This window comes from Faecalibacterium gallinarum, assembly GCF_022180365.1.
Classification (GTDB): Bacteria; Bacillota; Clostridia; order Oscillospirales; family Ruminococcaceae; genus Faecalibacterium; species Faecalibacterium gallinarum.
This window is the reverse complement of sequence record NZ_BQKV01000018.1, coordinates 81,188-97,762: the sequence shown is the minus strand read 5'-3', so window position 1 is coordinate 97,762 and position 16,575 is coordinate 81,188. Positions and strand designations below refer to the sequence as shown.

14 protein-coding genes are annotated in these 16,575 nt (G+C 60.9%); 10 read left to right on the top strand and 4 right to left on the bottom strand.

Features of this window, described 5'->3' with window-relative positions; genetic code table 11:
- Positions 1-128: 128 nt before the first annotated feature.
- Positions 129-911 (top strand): SDR family oxidoreductase, encoded by a 783-nt coding sequence (locus JCM17207_RS02290; protein ID WP_238316058.1) that lies wholly within the window; start codon positions 129-131, stop codon positions 909-911.
- Positions 912-1,065: 154 nt separating this feature from the next.
- Here JCM17207_RS02290 and JCM17207_RS02285 read toward each other — a convergent pair whose 3' ends face one another.
- Together JCM17207_RS02285 and JCM17207_RS02280 are read right to left on the bottom strand one after the other, a co-directional pair.
- Positions 1,066-4,086, bottom strand: a complete 3,021-nt coding sequence (locus tag JCM17207_RS02285) for a tetratricopeptide repeat protein (protein WP_238315993.1) — start codon at positions 4,084-4,086, stop codon at positions 1,066-1,068.
- 58 nt (positions 4,087-4,144) lie between these two features.
- Positions 4,145-5,011 (bottom strand): AraC family transcriptional regulator, encoded by an 867-nt coding sequence (locus JCM17207_RS02280; RefSeq protein ID WP_238315987.1) that lies wholly within the window; start codon positions 5,009-5,011, stop codon positions 4,145-4,147.
- Positions 5,012-5,304: 293 nt separating this feature from the next.
- Between JCM17207_RS02280 and JCM17207_RS02275 the strand changes: the two genes are divergently transcribed.
- The 5 genes from JCM17207_RS02275 to JCM17207_RS02255 all read left to right on the top strand — a co-directional run bounded on the left by JCM17207_RS02275 (position 5,305) and on the right by JCM17207_RS02255 (position 10,531).
- Positions 5,305-6,585 carry an ABC transporter substrate-binding protein gene (locus JCM17207_RS02275; RefSeq protein WP_373871906.1) on the top strand — a complete coding sequence of 427 codons (1,281 nt, stop codon included), beginning with the start codon at positions 5,305-5,307 and terminating at the stop codon, positions 6,583-6,585.
- The gene (locus tag JCM17207_RS02270) at positions 6,585-7,469 is read left to right on the top strand and encodes a carbohydrate ABC transporter permease (RefSeq protein ID WP_238315985.1); all 885 of its coding nucleotides are present in this window, start codon (positions 6,585-6,587) and stop codon (positions 7,467-7,469) included. The genes JCM17207_RS02275 and JCM17207_RS02270 overlap by 1 nt, the downstream gene beginning before the upstream one ends.
- Positions 7,470-7,472: 3 nt before the next feature.
- Entirely contained in the window at positions 7,473-8,312 is an 840-nt protein-coding gene (locus JCM17207_RS02265; protein ID WP_238315983.1) for a carbohydrate ABC transporter permease, read from the top strand.
- A 214-nt stretch (positions 8,313-8,526) separates the two neighbouring features.
- The gene (locus JCM17207_RS02260; protein WP_238315982.1) at positions 8,527-10,344 is read left to right on the top strand and encodes an HAD-IC family P-type ATPase; all 1,818 of its coding nucleotides are present in this window, start codon (positions 8,527-8,529) and stop codon (positions 10,342-10,344) included.
- 22 nt (positions 10,345-10,366) lie between these two features.
- Positions 10,367-10,531, top strand: coding sequence for a hypothetical protein (locus JCM17207_RS02255; RefSeq protein WP_238315981.1), 165 nt, complete (start codon positions 10,367-10,369; stop codon positions 10,529-10,531).
- 77 nt (positions 10,532-10,608) lie between these two features.
- On the opposite strand, the gene JCM17207_RS02250 is transcribed toward JCM17207_RS02255, so the two are convergent.
- Both JCM17207_RS02250 and JCM17207_RS02245 read right to left on the bottom strand, forming a co-directional pair.
- A complete protein-coding gene (locus JCM17207_RS02250) occupies positions 10,609-11,748 on the bottom strand; it encodes an anaerobic sulfatase maturase (protein ID WP_238315980.1) in 1,140 nt (379 codons plus the stop codon).
- A gap of 40 nt (positions 11,749-11,788) precedes the next feature.
- The gene (locus JCM17207_RS02245; protein ID WP_238315979.1) at positions 11,789-12,571 is read right to left on the bottom strand and encodes a MurR/RpiR family transcriptional regulator; all 783 of its coding nucleotides are present in this window, start codon (positions 12,569-12,571) and stop codon (positions 11,789-11,791) included.
- A 356-nt stretch (positions 12,572-12,927) separates the two neighbouring features.
- Here JCM17207_RS02245 and JCM17207_RS02240 point away from each other — a divergent pair, with 356 nt between their 5' ends.
- The 4 genes from JCM17207_RS02240 to JCM17207_RS02225 all read left to right on the top strand — a co-directional run bounded on the left by JCM17207_RS02240 (position 12,928) and on the right by JCM17207_RS02225 (position 16,463).
- The gene (locus JCM17207_RS02240) at positions 12,928-14,220 is read left to right on the top strand and encodes a PTS sugar transporter subunit IIC (RefSeq protein ID WP_238315978.1); all 1,293 of its coding nucleotides are present in this window, start codon (positions 12,928-12,930) and stop codon (positions 14,218-14,220) included.
- Between the two features lie 73 nt (positions 14,221-14,293).
- Entirely contained in the window at positions 14,294-15,787 is a 1,494-nt protein-coding gene (locus JCM17207_RS02235; RefSeq protein WP_238315977.1) for a sulfatase family protein, read from the top strand.
- 13 nt (positions 15,788-15,800) lie between these two features.
- Entirely contained in the window at positions 15,801-16,121 is a 321-nt protein-coding gene (locus tag JCM17207_RS02230; protein WP_238315976.1) for a PTS sugar transporter subunit IIA, read from the top strand.
- Between the two features lie 42 nt (positions 16,122-16,163).
- A complete protein-coding gene (locus JCM17207_RS02225; protein WP_238315975.1) occupies positions 16,164-16,463 on the top strand; it encodes a PTS sugar transporter subunit IIB in 300 nt (99 codons plus the stop codon).
- The last annotated feature ends 112 nt before the right edge of the window (positions 16,464-16,575 follow it).

Genomic DNA, 16,575 nt, shown 5'->3' with positions numbered 1-16,575 from the left:
GACTACCCCGAAGTTTGAACTGCACCCCATTTGTTAGACAGTATGGTATACTGAAAACAAATGGGGTGTTTTATTGTGCCAAAAGGGAAGCCAAACAAGTGCTGTGGGCCGGGGCCGGCCAGATCGGCATGGCCATTGCCCGCCGGATGGGATACGGCAAAAAGATCCTGGTGGGGGATAAAAAGCTGGAAAACGCTCAGGCCGCGGCCAAAATCATGAAGGACGCCGGGTATGATGTGACCCCGACGGAAATGGATCTTTCCAGCCGGGCGTCGATCCAGAAGATGATTGCACAGGCCCGGCAGATGGGGGAAATTACCATGATGGTCAACGCGGCGGGGGTTTCCCCCAGCCAGGCCCCCATCGAAGCCATTTTGAAGGTGGACCTTTACGGCACCGCCGTTCTGCTGGAAGAGGTGGGCCGGGTGATCGCCCCCGGCGGCGTGGGGGTGACCATTTCCAGCCAGTCGGGCCACCGGATGAAGCAGCTCACCCCCGAGGAGGACGAGCAGCTGGCCTGCACCCCCGCCGAACGCTTGCTGGAGCTGCCCCTGCTCCAGCCCGGGAAGATCCGTGACACCCTTCACGCCTACCAGCTGGCCAAGCGGTGCAACGAAAAGCGGGTGATGGCGGAATCGGTGAAGTGGGGAGCGCGCGGTGCCCGGATCAACTCCATCTCGCCGGGCATTATTGTAACCCCCCTTGCCATCGACGAGTTCAACGGCCCCCGCGGGGACTTCTATAAGAATATGTTCGCCAACTGCCCGGCAGGCCGTCCCGGCACGGCCGACGAGGTGGCCAACGTGGCGGAACTGCTGATGAGCGACAAGGGCGCGTTCATCACCGGCGCAGACTTCCTCGTGGATGGCGGCGCCACGGCCTCTTATTTCTATGGCCCCCTCAAGCCCTGAAAAGGCCGCCCTTTGCCCCTCTAAAACGGCCCGAAAAGGGCGGACCATTCCCCGGGAAATAAACCGGACATAATAAAACGAAAAACCCGCGTTCCCAAAAGCCTTTTCGGCCAGGGGGCGCGGGTTTTTGCGTGAGAAATAAAAAATAGTTTTTTCAGCGTTCTTCCGGCGCATCGGGGGCTTTTTCCGGGGGCACAGGGGCGCCGTTCTCGTCCACCAGAAGGTGGAAATACCGCTCCTCCTTGCCCGGGAGCCGGTACAGCAGGGTGACGGCCCCGTTTTGGTCCAGCAGCACCGTGTCCAGCTGGCCCGGCTCGCCGTTTTCGGCGGTCTGGGTCAGCCAGAGGCCGCTGTCCAGCCGGGCTTTCTGGGTGCGCAGCCAAGCCTCGTTTAACTTGGAGAGGCCCGCCTCGTTCATCCGGAACACCAGGTCCACCGGCCGGCCCTGGACCGGGTAGGGGAAGACGCAGTAAGGCGAATCCTTTTGGTACGCTGCCGGGTCGGGCCGGAAAATCGCGAAGAACCGCGCCAGCCCCGCCGGGTCGGGGCGGATGCAGGCGATGGCCAGCTTTTTGGCCTCCACATCCTCTCCCAGCCCCTGCTGCAAATCCTGGTCGAAGTCGGGGTTGATCCAGTGGTATTCCATCTGTTCCAGGGTGGCCCCGGCCCGGATTTCCTCCCCCAGGGTGAGAAACTCATAGTCCTCGGGTTCCAGCTCCAGCCCGCGGGCCACGGCGTCCAGCGCCCCCGCTTTGTCCCCGAAGTGGCTGCGCAGCTTGCCCAGCTGGAGCCAGATCCAGGGGTAGGTTGGCTCTTCCCGGGCGCCCCGCTCGGCGTAGTCCAGGGCCTCGTCCAGCCGGCTGCAATAGGTCAGGGCCACCGAGTAGCGGTAGTACCAGACGCCGCAGCCCCGGGCGTTGCCCTCGGCGTCCTTCATCTGCTCCACCGCCCGGTAATAATAGGGGTACTCGTCGAGGTTGAGGCAGGCGTACCCGTACCAGAGAGCGATCTGCAAATCCTGCCGGGCCTGTTTTTCGGTGAACCGGCCCTCCGCCACCCCGTTCTGAATCAAGGTTTGCAGATGGTCCAGCATGGCGTAAAAATACCCGGTGCTCTCTTCGCAGAACCCTTCCAGGGTCTGGATATCCTCGGGGGAGAGGAGGGAGCCGGTCTCGGGGTGAACCTCCGGCGGGGTGTCGGGCTCGGGTTCCCGGTTGAGCAGCCGCACCGACCCCACATCCCGGAAAAAGCTGTGGAACCCGGCCCAGGGCAGTTCGGTGGTCTCAAAGAAATCCCGGGCGGCGTTCAATACCGCGTCCAGGTCCCAGGCGATGAAGTCCAGATACCCGCAGTAGAGCCCCAGCGCGCCCCCCAAAAAGGTCACGGCATCCCCGCCGGCCTGCCGGAGGAGGGCTTTTTCCAGTTCGCCCCGGAGTTTCAGCGCCCGCCCGGCCCGGTCCTCCTCCGGGAAATTTTCGGTGGGGAAGAACAAAAACCCGGCCGCGGCGCCCATATTGTGGAGCTCTTCGATTGTCTCGCTCTCGCCGCTCAGATACTCGCCGAGCAGGGCGGGCAGCCGGGTCGAACCGGCATAGGTGTCCAGACGCCAGTCGGCGTCCCTGTCCCGGACCGGGTCCGGCTGATAGGTCAGCGCCCGCTCTTCCAGCAGCCGGGCGGCGTCCTCATAGAGGGTCAGGCCCATCTCCTCCACCGCTTGGGGCAGATCCGCCAGGGAAAAGGCGGGTTCGGCCTCCGGTTCTTCCGCCGCGGAAAATTCGTTGACCAGGGCGATAAAGGACACTTCGCCCAGCACCCGGCCCGTCAGGGCCGAGAGCATCCAGAGCGCCTGGTTTGGGTTTTGCTCCATCAGGGGGAGCAGTTTCTCGCAGTAGAGGGTCAGGTTGATCTGGTGGTCCCCCTGCTTTTCGGCCCAGACCAGCACATCCCCGGCGGAGATCTCGGCCCCGTCGCAGTCCATGGTGTAATCTTCCATCGGGGGGCAGCCCACCAGGATGTCCCAGGATTCCAGCACCGAGGCCGGGGCGCGGCGCTGGAAATAGACCAGCGGGAATAATTTGGCCAGGCTGCCATCGGCGCTCAGAATCAGCTGATACCGCTCCCCGTCGAAGCTCAGCTCAAAGCTCAGGGAATCAAAGGCGGGCTGAAATGCCGCGGCGCATTTCCGCACCAGCCGGCTTTCCTGGGTGTGGTCTTGGTCGGCGTCCATGATGCCCCGCACCTCGCCCTCGATGGCCTCAAAAGCCTCCCAGGCCTCTTCCACCCGCTGGCGGAAATTCTTCTGGTACCGGGGCAGGGCCAGGCACTGGCGGCAGCGGTTCATCATCTCCTGGGTGTCGGGGTCTTCGGGCCGGGCTTTCAGGGCCTGCTCAAAATACCGCAGAGCCTCCGCCTCCTGGTCCAGATAATAATAGGAATACCCCATCCGGAAATTCCAGAAATAATCCCCCTGGAAATGCGCCTCGTGGGGGGCCAGAAGGGAGAGCGCCTTCTCATAGGCGGCCCGGTCGGAAGGGGCGGCGCGGTTGTTGTAGGCCCGGGCCAGTTCGCTGTCCAGTTCGGGGCTGCGCTCTTCCGGGCGGAGCGCCTCCAGCCCGTCGATGATCTTCTGGTACTCCTCCGCCTCGTGCCAGGCGGCGCACCGGTCCAGGATCACCTGGTCCAGCCGGCCCGTCCGCTCCAGGGCGTTTATGTACTGGGCGGTGACGACGTAGTGGTTCAGGTCTTTTTCGTCCAATCCCTGAAAGGCGCACAGCTCGTCCCAGAGCAGGGAGCTGCCCTCCACCATGTAAAAGCCGCTGGAAAGATCGACCCCCACAAAGATCCGCAGGATCTCGCCGCCCCATACCTGGGCGCTGTCCTGGTTTTCGGGCCGGTAAAACGCCGCGCCTTCGCCCTCGTTTTCCAGATAAAAGGCTCTGGGGTCGGGCTGGGCCCCGGCGGGCAGTTTCTCCGCCCAATAGGGGGTTTCGGTGACGTTGTCCGAGATGACGCTCAGCACGTCGGGGTCGGTCAGCTCGGTCAGGGGATAGCGGCTTTTCAGATAGTCCAAAACTTCCCCGCCGCTTTTCCGGTGGGGGAGGAGCAGCGGTTTGTACCGGCGGGCCTGGGCTTTCCAGCGGTTGAAATCGGCTTTGGTGGGCTGCTGAAAAATCATACAAACATTCTCCTTTTTTGGATTCTCCCGGCCCCGGCAGAAGCAGGGGAGAGGGGGGTTATTTTTTGTGGGAGTCCAGCAGATGGGTGGACCGGTATTCCCGGGGGGACACCCCGTGGACGTTTTTGAAAGCCCGGGAGAAATGCAGCTGGTTTGTGTAGCTGACCATCCCCGCGATCTCCCCGATGGACAGGCGGGTCTCTTTGAGCAGCTGGGCGGCCCGCACCATCCGGTAGTGCAGAAGATAGGTCTGGGGGCTTTCGCCCACGGCGTCCCGGAACACCTTGCCGAAATAGCTGCGGTTAAGCCCGCAGACCTCGGCGATCTCCTCGATGGAGATGTCCCGCTGGTAGTTCTGGTCGATGAAGGTCAGCGCCTCCCGGATGTAAAAATCCCGGAGCCGGTGCTCGCTGTCGGGGCGGCGGTGGGCGGAGGATTGGGCCAGCTGGTCCAAAAACAGAAAGCCGTGGGCGATCAGGTGCACCGGGCTGGCGCTACTGTGGTTGACGATGTAGAGCATCTCCTCCTGCAACAGCCGGCCCGCCTCGCTGTTCTGGGCGGTGTAGACCGGCTGGCTGGCGCTCAGCCCGGCCAGATTGACCCCCTCGTGGGCCCGCAGCCCGTCGAACTCCAGCCAGGTATATTCCCAGGGGTCCTGCTCGTCGGAGCGGTAGGTGGTGATCTGGCCCGGCACCACCAAAAAGCCCTGCCCGGCGGTGACGGGGTACTCGGTGTCGTTGGCCAGCAGCACCCCCCGCCCGGCGATGATGTAGTGGAACAGATAGTGGTTGCGGGCGTGGGGCCCGTAGGAGTGGGCCGGGGCGGTGCGCTCCCAGCCGAACTGATAGAGGTTCAGGTCGATGAAGCGTTCGTCCCGGAATACATGGAATTTCAGCTTGGTGGGATCGCCTGCGTTCGTGTTCACACTTAACACCTCCTTGAAAACCATTATATACCAAAATGCGTTATGACTTCAATGATTGCGGCTAAATTCCTTGAAATTGGAATATAAAAAGTGGCATTGCGGCATTCAAGAATCAGTGTATGCAATGTATAATACTTCTGCAAGTTGGGCGATAAAACTGTACAATGTGCACAATATACAGCTTTGGCCGCTGGTTTTCGTCTTTTTGACGAAACGGCAGCGTTTCCCTCGCCCAATCTCCCCGGCCGGGCGGAGTTTCCGCTGCATATCGTACCCAAAAAAGGAGATGGATTATGAAGAAGTTGAAACACATTGCCGTTGTCGTCCTTGCGGCATTGATGCTGTTGGGGCTGGCAGGCTGCGGCAGCGCGGACGACGGCACCGTGAATCTGACCTTTCAGATCTGGGACGTCGCCCAGCGTGACGGCATGCAGGCCATGTGCGACGCCTATACCGAGCAGCATCCCGATGTCCACATTGAGGTGCAGGTGACCAGTTGGGACGAATACTGGACCAAGCTCGAGGCCGCCGCCATGGCCAACAAGATGCCGGATATCTTCTGGATGCACACCAACGAGATCTTGAAATACGCCGACAACGGCAAACTGGCCGACTGCTCGGATATCGTGGATACCGAGCACTTCTCGGAGATTTCGCTCTCCAACGCCAGCGGCTCGGACGGCAAACTCTACGGCGTGCCCAAGGATAAGGACACCGTCGGCCTGGTTTATAACAAGGAGATGTTCGACGCCGCCGGGGTCAGCTACCCCGACGAGACCTGGACCTGGGACGATCTGGTGGAGGCCTCCCAGAAGATCTACGACGCCACCGGCCTTTACGGCTACATGGCCTACGGCGACGACCAGCTGGGTTACTGGAACTTTGTCTACCAGGCGGGCGGCAGCATCCTGACCGAGGATAAGACCCGCGCCAACTTCACCGACCCCGCCACCCGGAAGGGTATGGAGTTCTACATCGGCCTCCAGGACAACGCCTGGTGCCCCACCCAGACCTATTTCGCCGAGACGGCCCCCGGCACCGCCTTCTTCTCTGAGAAGGGCGCTATGTTCCTGGAGGGCAACTGGAACATCCTGTCCGAGCTGCAAAACTACCCCGAGATGGTGGGCAAATGGGACGTGGCCGTCCTGCCCGCCTGCCCGGACCCCGTCAGCGGTGACGGCCGGGCCACCATTTCCAACGGCCTGAGCTACGCCACCAGCGCCACCAACAAGCACCTGGACATCGTCAAGGACGTGCTGAAATTCTTCGGCAGCGAGGAAGGCCAGCGGATCCAGGGCGAGAGCGGCGCCGCCATCCCCGCCTATGAGGGCCTGGAGGACACCTGGGTGGGTGTCTTTGAGGAGTACCCCATCAACGTGGAGTGCTTCATCGATATGTTCGACTACTGCGTCCAGAGCGTCAACAACGCCGCCCGCCCCGAGTGGAAGACCGAGGTCACCGAGATCCTGCTGAAGATCTATACCGGCGATCTGACCCTGGACGAGGGCCTGGCCCAGATGCAGACCGCCGTCGACGAAGCCAGCGCCGAATATTATGAGGAGGAGGCAGCCTAATGCAGAAAACATCCAAGCTCGCCCGCGACGGGGCCGTCTGGGGCCTGATTATGGTGGCCCCCACCATCCTCGGCCTGCTGGTGCTCAACATCTGGCCCTTCATCCAGGCCATCTACATGAGCTTTTCCAAGTCGAAGCCCTTCGGCATGTTTGAGTTCGAGGGCCTGGACAACTACATCGAGATGTTCCAGAACACCGAGTTCTGGAAAGCCAACTGGAACACCATCTTCTTCTGCGTGCTGACCGTGCCGGTGGGCATCTTCCTGGCCCTGCTGGTGGCCACCCTGCTCAACAGCAAGATCCGCGGCCGGACCACTTTCCGGGCCATCTTCTTCCTGCCCATGGTGGTGGCCCCCGCCGCTGTGGCCATGGTCTGGAAGTGGATCTTCAACTCCCAGTACGGCATCATTAACACCCTGCTGGGCCTCAACATCGGCTGGCTCACCGACTCCAACATCGTCCTGATCACCTGCGCGGTGGTCCAGATCTGGAGCAACATCGGCTACGACGCCGTGCTGCTGCTGGCCGGTTTGCAGAATATCTCGCCCACCCTCTACGAGGCCGCCGACCTGGACGGCGCCTCCAAGACCCGGCAGTTCTTTGATATCACCCTGCCCATGGTTTCGCCCACCCTGTTCGTGGTCCTCATCATGCGCCTGATGTCCTCTCTGAAGGTCTTCGACCTGATCTACATGATGGTGGACGACGCAAACCCCGCCCTGAACGATGCCCAGAGCCTGATGTCCCTGTTCTACCGCGAGAGCTTCATCGCCGGCGACAAGGGCTATGCCTCCGCCATCGTGGTCTGGACCGTCCTGCTGATCGGTGTGGTCACCGTGCTGCAGTTTGTGGGCCAGAAAAAGTGGGTCAATTACGAGGTGTAAAGCATGAATACTACCAGCCTGAAAAATACCCGCCGGATCACCACCGCCCTGACCTATGCGGCCCTGATCTTCGGCAGTATCCTCATGATCTTCCCCTTTGTGTGGATGGTGCTGACCTGCTTCAAGACCCAGTCGGAGTCCATGGCCATTCCGCCCCAGATTCTGCCCTCCCAGTGGAACCTGGACAACTTCGTCACCGTCTTGCAGAGCCTGCCCTTCACCAACCTCTACATCAACACCGCCCTGCTCATCCTGTTCCGGGTGCTCTTCGCGGTCATCTTCAGCTCCATGGCGGGCTACGCCTTCGCCAAGCTGGAGTTCCTCTTTAAAAAGACCCTCTTCGCCATTGTCCTGGTCCAGATGATGCTGCCCAGCCAGATCTTCATCACCCCCCAGTACCTGATGCTGGCCAAGATGGGCATGACCAACACCATCTTCGCCCTGGTGTTCCCGGGCATTGTCTCGGCCTTCGGCACCTTCTTCCTGCGCCAGGCATATCTTGCCATCCCCAACGACATCGCCGAGGCCGCCTATCTGGACGGCTGCAACAAGTGGCAGACCTTCGTGAAGGTGATGCTGCCCCTGACCGGCCCCAGCATCGCCGCCCTGGCCATCTTCACCGCGGTGTTCGCTTACGCCGACCTGATGTGGCCCCTGATCTGCAACACCGACCTGAACATGATGACCCTGTCCGCTGGCCTGTCCACCCTGAACGGTCAGTACACCACCAACTTCCCGGTCCTGATGGCGGGCAGCCTGCTGGCTATGATCCCCATGGTGATCATCTACCTGATCTTCCAGAAGCAGTTCATCCAGGGCATCGCCATGACCGGCGGCAAATAATCGGCCGCAGCATTTCCCTTTGCGCCGGGGGCGCACCCAAAAAGTCATTCACCCTTCATTCTAAACAGCAAAGACGCCGCTTTTGCGCCCCACCGGGCCCGAAGGCGGCGCCTTTGTTTGTTCCCCAAAAGCAATAAAAAAGCAAGATCTGCCGGGGGGACAAAGCTCCCGTTCTGTGATATGATAAGAGAAAACCGAAGGGAGGCGGCAGAAGATGAAAACCAGAGGCGCCATTCATCCCAGAGTGGCCGAATACGCAGAAAAAGAGGCGGGGGATCTGGCCGGGGCGCTGGGCCTGCCCGCCAGGGGATACACCGAAGAAGAGGCGGAAGCACGCCGCGCCGCCTACGGCGCCAACGCCCTGGAGGGCAGGCCGGAGGATACGGTGGCCCACCGCCTCCGCCGGGCCTTTGTCAACCCGTTTTCGGTGGTCTTGTTTGTGCTGGCGGGGATCTCCTTTGTGACGGATGTGCTGCTGGCCTCCAATTACAGCCGGGACGTCACCACGGCGGCCATCATCCTCTCCATGCTGCTGGTCGGCGGCAGCGTCCGCTTTGTGCAGGAGCTGCGGTCCAAGCGGGTGGCCGACCGGCTCACCGGCCTGATGGCCACCACCGTTCCGGCCTGGCGGGAAGGCCGGTGGCAGGAGCTGCCCTCGGCCGAGCTGGTGGTGGGGGATCGGGTCCGGCTCTCGGCGGGGGACCGGGTCCCGGCGGATCTGCGGCTGACGGCGGCCGCGGAGCTCTTCGTCACCCAGTCGGTCCTCACGGGGGAGAGCGCCATCCTGGAAAAAACCGCCCGGCCCCTGCCCAAATCCGAGAACTGCCCCTTGGCCCAATACCACAACATCGCCTTTATGGGGTCTGCCGTGGTGGGCGGCTCGGGGGAGGGGATCGTCCTGGCCGTGGGGCCGGACACCGTTTACGGCGGCTTTTCCGCCGGCGGCCCGGATCGGAAAAACGGCTTTGACCGGGGGGCCAACTCCATCGCCTGGGTGCTCATCCGGTTTATGATGGTGATGGTGCCCCTGGTGTTCTTTTTGAACGGCCTGACCAAAGGGGACTGGCTGGCGGCGTTTCTCTTCGCCATCTCCATTGCGGTGGGCCTGACGCCGGAGCTGCTGCCCATGATCGTCACCACCTGCCTGGCCAAGGGCGCTGTCTCCATGAGCCGGGAGAAAACCATCGTCAAAAACCTCAATTCCATCCAGAACTTCGGCGCCATTGATATCCTCTGCACCGATAAAACCGGCACCCTGACCCAGGACCAGGTGGTGCTGGAGTATCACATGGATGTGATGGTCCTGGAGAAGGGCATCCTGGAAGGGCGCAAAACCTACGCCAACATGATCAAATACATCAAGATGACCGCCTCCTCCAACTTCGGCAATATGTTCTCGGTGCTGGCGGCGTCGGCGCTGCTGCCCTTCCTGCCCATGATGAGCCTGCAGCTGATCTTCCTCAACCTGATCTATGACCTGTCCTGCACGGCCATTCCCTGGGACAATGTGGACGAGGAATTCCTGAAAGCCCCCCGCCGGTGGGACGCCTCCTCGGTGGGCAGCTTTATGATCTGGCTGGGCCCCACCAACTCCATCTTCGATTTCCTGACCTATATTTTCATGTACTTCGTATTCTGCCCCCGGTTTGTCTCGGGCGGCGTGCTCTACAATGACCTGGTGAACCACTTCAGCGGGGCCCAGCTGGCCCAGGTCCAGGCGGCCTATATCGCCCTGTTCCAGGCGGGCTGGTTTGTGGAGTCCATGTGGAGCCAGACCCTGGTCATCCACATGATCCGCACCCCCAAGATCCCCTTTATCCAGAACCGGGCCTCGGCGCCCCTGACCCTGCTGACCTGCACCGGTATCGCGGTGCTGACGGCCATTCCCTTCACTCCGCTGGGGGGCCTTCTGGGCTTTGCCGCCCTGCCGGTGAGCTACTTCGCCTATCTGATCCCCTGCATCCTGCTCTATATGGTCCTGGCTACCAGCCTGAAAAAAGCCTATGAGCGCCATTACGGGGAACTGCTTTAAACTGTAAAAAGGAGGGTTTGCAATGAACTGGACGAATCTCTGGCTGCATCTCTTTGGCACCACCAGCTGGCTGGGGCTGAACCTCGGCTTTTGGGTGGCCACCGGGTTGGTTTTGCTGCTGGTTCTTTTGATGAACGTGGTTTTCTGGGCCCTGCCGCCCCGCACCAGCCCCGCAGCCCATAAATAAGATAAGCCCGGGAACCAGGTCAAACTGGTTCCCGGGCTGCTTGTTTTTTCAGGCGGTTTAAGCGATATAGGGCGATTTTACCGGGCGGCGTAGGCGGCGGCCCGGCGCTCCGCATCGGCGATCCGCCGCAGGCGGGGCTCCGCGTGGGCGAAAAAGCGCTGGAAAGAGGGGCAGTAGTAATTCTGGGTTTTGCCCTCGGGGTCGGTGGTCCAGTCCCGTTTGCAGCCGCCGAAACAGAGGGACTGCCAGCGGCAGGCGGCGCAGGGGGCCGGGTGTTCCAGCCCGTCGGCCAAAAATCGCTTTGCCCGCTCGCTCTTGCCCATGGCGGCCAGAGGGGTTTCGTGCAGGTCGCCCAGCTTCCACTGGTCCAGGACGTAGAAGTCGCAGGGGTAAACCCCGCCGTCGGCCTCCACCACAAAGTAGGCCCCGCAGCTGCCGCTGGTGGCGCAGGTCCCGGCGGGCAGACCCATGGCCAGGTGGACGTAGTCGTCAAACAGCCGGACGCTGGTGTATCGCCCGGCCTCCCAGTCCCGGTACCACTCGTCAAAGAGGGCGCAGAGGAACGCGCCGTAATCCGCCGGCGTCAGGGACCAGGGCCGCTGGCCCCGGGGCTCGCCCAGAGGGTCCAGGCAGGGGATAAACTGGAGATACCGAATCCCGGTTTTTTGCAGGGCATGGTAGACCCGCACCGCGCTTTTGGCACAGCGGCGGGTGACCACACAGAGCAGGTTGCACTCCACCCCGGCTTTCTGGAGGAGGGCCAGGTTTTTCTGCACCCGGGCCCAGGTGCCTTTGCCGGCGGCGTCCACCCGGAACTCGTCGTGGATCGCTTTGTCGCCGTCCAGCGAGAGCCCCACCAGAAACCGGTTCTTGGCGAGGAATTCGGCCCAGTCCCCGTCCAGCGCAAGACCATTGGTCTGGATGGAATAGGACACCGGGATGCGCCGGGTGTTCAGGCGGCGGACCGTCTCCACAAAGTTCTCAAAGAACCCGAGCCCCGCCACGGTGGGCTCGCCGCCCTGGAACGCAAAGCTGATCTGGCCGTTGAAATCCACCGTTTCCAGGGCCTGCCGGATCAAGAGCTCGGCGGTCTGGGCGGACATGACCCCCATACTGGCCTGGGCGCGGTTGGCGGCCTCGTCCTCATAAAAACAGTACCGGCAGCGCATATTGCACAGGCTGGAAGCGGGTTTCACCAGAAAATTCACATATTGCATGGGAGCTTTCTCCTTTTTGATACGGTGTCTGGCCTGAATCTCAGGTCTCGTAAATCTTGGCCACCTCCGCCAACAGCAGCTCAAGGCCCATGTACATAATGATCTGGTCCTCAAAGAAATTGGTGGAGGTGTCGTTGCTGATCCAGGGCAGCACCAACATCTGATTGACCTCTTTGGCCAGGGACTGTTTGGGGTTCATGGTGATCAGCAGCGTTTGGCAGCCGCTCTTGCGCAGCGAAGTCACCAGCGATTCCCGGCCGGCAAAACCACGCCCCGCAACAGAGAGCAGGATGCACAAATCCTGCTCTTTCATGATTTCTGCGTCATCGCTCATCACCACCCAGTCGTCGGTGCATTTGTTGAAGATGCCCAGCCGGCAGAGCCGGTGGGAGAGCTGCTGTGCCGACTGATAGGTGCGGTTGCACCCCCAAATGATGATCCGCCGGGCCGAGCAGATGGACCGGGCGATCTGCTCCAGCTGGTCCTGCCGGACAAAGTTGGGGATCTGGTTCATGTACTGCACATAGGTGTCGATCATCCGCTGCATGGGGTCTTTGGCCAGGTCCGAGCTGGGGGAGGCGTCGGCCCCGTGGGAGAGCAGATACCGGTTCATGGAAAACCGGAACTCCGAAAACCCGTTGTACCCCAGTTTCTGGCTCAGGCGCACCAGGGCCGCGTTGGAGGAATCGGCGTGGCCGGCCACCTGGCTGATGTTGCCGGAGAGGAGCCGCCGGGGGTCCTCCAGAATATAATCCGCCAGCTTTTGCTCGGACTTGGTCAGGTTGGAATAGTTCTGCCGCAGCTGAGAAATCGGGTCCATCATACTGCCCGCCTCACTTTCTTTATCCGTAAAAATATATCGTCCTAAAATCTTTTTGGAAAGATTTTCAATTTACTGCCCTTATCATACCGCATTTTCAAGAAAAAGGCAATCGAAACCCCGCCCGGAATGGCTGATTTGGAAATAAAACCATTGATAGAAAGACGATTTATCGGATTTCACAACTTTTTGAACTTCGATTTGGAAGAATTTCCAAACTTGAAAAATGTTCCAGAAAACCGTTGAAAATATTTCCAATCCGCGCTATACTGAGCCCGTCGAAAGGCGGCGCCGGGCGCGCGGGCCCGCCCAAAATTACCCAAAAGTTTGTATCTTTGAGTAAAGAGAGGAATTGCATTATGATGGAAAAATTCCAGGCGATCATGGAAAAAACACTGATCCCGCTTTCCGGCAAATTGTCCAGCAGCAAAATCCTGCGCGCGATCAGCGGCGGTTTTTCGTCTCTTCTGCCGGTGGTTATGGTGGGCGCCATTGCGTCGTTGCTGTCTGGTTTCAGCTTCGAGCCCTACCAGAACCTGATTGCGGCCGTCGGCCTGAAGCCCCTGATCGCTGCTGTTACCAACTATACCACCAACATGATGGCGCTGTACGCTGTGTTCAGCATCGGCAAAGCCATGGCCGACCAGCTGGAGTGCAAGGGCCAGTCGGTGCTGGTGGGCATTACCACCCTGGCTGCCTTTTTGATGGTGATTCCTCTGGGCGTTGGGGAAGGGGAGACGGCGGTTGCTTCGGCCATTTCCACTACCTATTTTGGCGCCCCGGGCCTCTTCACCGCCATGATCCTGGGCGTAATCATCCCCTATATCTATAATATCTTTGTCAAGCACAACATCGTCATCAAAATGCCGGACGGCGTGCCTCCCCAGATCGCCAACGGTTTCTCGGCCATCATCCCCGCTGCTTCCATTACCGTGGTTGTCATGGCGATCCGCCAGCTGTGCACCCTGACCTCTTTCGGCACCCTCAACGACCTGATCTACGGCCTGCTCCGTGCTCCTCTGGGCGCCCTCAGCGCCAGCCCCATCACCTTTGTGATCCTGCTGGTGTTCTGCAACCTTTTGTGGTTCTTCGGCATCCACGGCGGCATGGTCACCATGGCCTTCCTCTCCATGCTCTACATGACCCCCGCTCTGGAAAACCTGGAGGCTTACGCCGCCGGCGAGGCTCTGCCCAACCTGCTGACCAACACCTGGTGGTTCACCTTTGCCCAGCTGGGCGGCTCGGGCGGCATCATCGGCCTGGCGGTCTGCATGTTCTTGCTGGCCAAGAGCGAGCGGTATAAGACCCTGGGCAAGATCGCCATCCTGCCCGCCCTCTGCTCCATCTCCGAGCCCATCGTCTTCGGCCTGCCCCTGGTGCTCAACCCCCTGATGTTCGTTCCCATGCTGCTCAGCCCTCTGGCCTGCTTCCTGTCCTCCTATCTGCTGACGGTGGTGGGGATCCTGCCCTACCTGAACGGAATCCAGCTGTCCACCGGCACCCCGGTGATTATGGCGGGCTTCCTGGCCGGCGGCTGGCAGGCCGCTCTCTGGCAGGTGGTTCTGGTGGCGCTCCAGTTCGCCATCTACTTCCCCTTCTTCCGCATTGTGGATAAACAGGCCCTGGCCGAAGAGCAGTCTGCCAAAGCCTGAGCGCCGGCCCGTTTTCCCTGCGGGCAGCTGGGGCGGGTACGGATTTTCAAACAAATAATGAGGTGATTGTTCTATGGTCAAAAAGCCAAACATTCTCTGGTTTGTGGCGGATCAGATGCGGTGGGATTCCATGGCCCACGCCGGCAACCCCGCCGCCAGCACGCCGAACCTGGATGCACTGGCACAGGAGGGCGTTAGCTTCGACAATGCTTACTGCCAGAACCCGGTCTGCGTGCCCAGCCGGTGCAGCTTTCTCACCGGGTTGTACCCCCACACCACCGGCCACCGCACCATGCACTACCTGATGCGCCGGGACGAGCCCAATCTGCTGAAAACCATGAAGCAGAACGGGTACGAGGTGGTTTGGATCGGCCGGAACGATGTGATCCCCTCCAGCTGGGCCAAGACCGATTACTGCGACAAATTCTTTGACGGCAGCGATCTGGTGGAAAAGAGCGCCGTCGAGGGGGGCAAGGTTCACTTTGGGGCCGGGATGGAGTCCGCCCGCCCCGAGTGCGTCCCGGTGATGCAGGGGGTGGATAACCGCTACTCCTTCTACCTGGGCCGGTTCCCCGAACATTCCCTGGATGAATCCTTTGACTGGAACTGCGTCAACGCCGCCCTGGCCTACCTGGAAGAGCGCAGCCGCCAGCCGGATGCAAAACCCTTCTTCCTCTATTGCACCCTCAGCTTCCCGCACCCGCCCTATGGCTGCGAGGAACCCTGGTACTCCCTGATTGACCGGGACAAGCTGCCGCCCCGCCGCCCCGATGTGGAGACCCTGGAAGGCAAAGCGGAGATTCTGCGGGACATCCGGGCCAAACAGGACTTGCAGAACTGGGAAGAAAAACAGTATAATGAAGTGCGGGCAGTCTACCTGGGCATGGTGGCCCGGTTCGACCACCAGCTGGGCCTTGTCCGGGAGAAGCTGAAAGAGACCGGCGTCTACGACGATACCAGCATCTTCGTCTTCAGCGACCACGGCGACCTGACGGGGGACTATGGCATCGAAGAAAAATGCCAGAACAGCTTTGAGGACCCGCTGACCAATGTGCCCCTGGTGGTGAAACCGGCGGCCGGGACCCCCGTCTGCCGGGGGCGGAATCCGGCCCTGGTCCAGCTTTTGGACCTGCCCGCCACCGTCTACGAGATGGCGGGGGTCACCCCGGATTACATCCAGTTCGGCCAGTCCCTCTGCCAGACCATCGCCACCGGCGGGGCCCACCGGGACGCCGTCTTCTGCGAGGGCGGACGGATCAAGGGGGAGACCCAGGCCATGGAACCCCTCCACGGGCCCGAGTCGCCCTACTGGCCCCGGATCTCCACCCAGCACGAGAGCGACGCCGCCCACACCAAGGGCTGCATGATCCGGATGGGCCAACTGAAATACATCCTGCGGCTGTACGAGGCCGACCAGCTCTACGATCTGGAAAAAGACCCCATGGAGCTGCACAACTGCATCGACGATCCGGCCTACGCCCAGCCGCTGGCGGAGATGAAGAACCGGATGCTGCGGTTTTATATGGAGACCGGGGACTTTGTTCCCAGCCAGATGGACAAACGCTGAGGAGGTAGCAGAAATGGCATTTTCACAGGAGCAGTACGACGAGCTGGTGATGAACCTGGTGGTGGAGGGCGGCAACGCCCGCAGCCTGGCCATGGAGGCCATGCAGGAAGCCAAAAAGGGCAACTTCGACCGGGCCGACGAGCTGATGAAAGAGTGTGACGAGGCGCTTTTGGCGGCCCACAACACCCAGACCGATATGATCCAGGCGGAGATCCGGGGCGACCATATCCCGGTGATGCTGCTGATGGTCCACGCACAGGATCACCTGATGGACGCCATGGTGGTCAAGGACCTGGCGGCCGAGATCATTGAACTGTATCGTTCGCGCGGCTGATCGGGGCCGTGTGCATCCATAAGAGAAAAAGGAGAAATCACCATGAAAAACATTGTTCTGTTCTGCGCTGCCGGAATGTCCACCAGCCTGCTGGTCCAGAAGATGCAGGCCGCCGCGGCCAATATGGGCTATGAGTGCACCATCGCCGCCCACGGCCTGTCGGAGCTCAACGACAAGGGCAAGGACGCCGACTGCATCCTGCTGGGACCCCAGGTTCGCTATAACCTGGACAAAGTCCGCAAGACCTACCCCGATAAGCCGGTGATGGTGATTGATATGGCCCTCTACGGCATGATGAAGGGCAAGGAAGTCCTGGAAGCCGCTATCAAACTGATGGGCTGAGCAGGGGCTGCCTGAAATTCTGGGAACACAGCGGAGATCGCAGCGGAAAGCGGCGGTCTCCGCTTTTTTGCGCCGCGGCGGCCGGGGCGGGGGAGAGCCAAAAGAGAATATA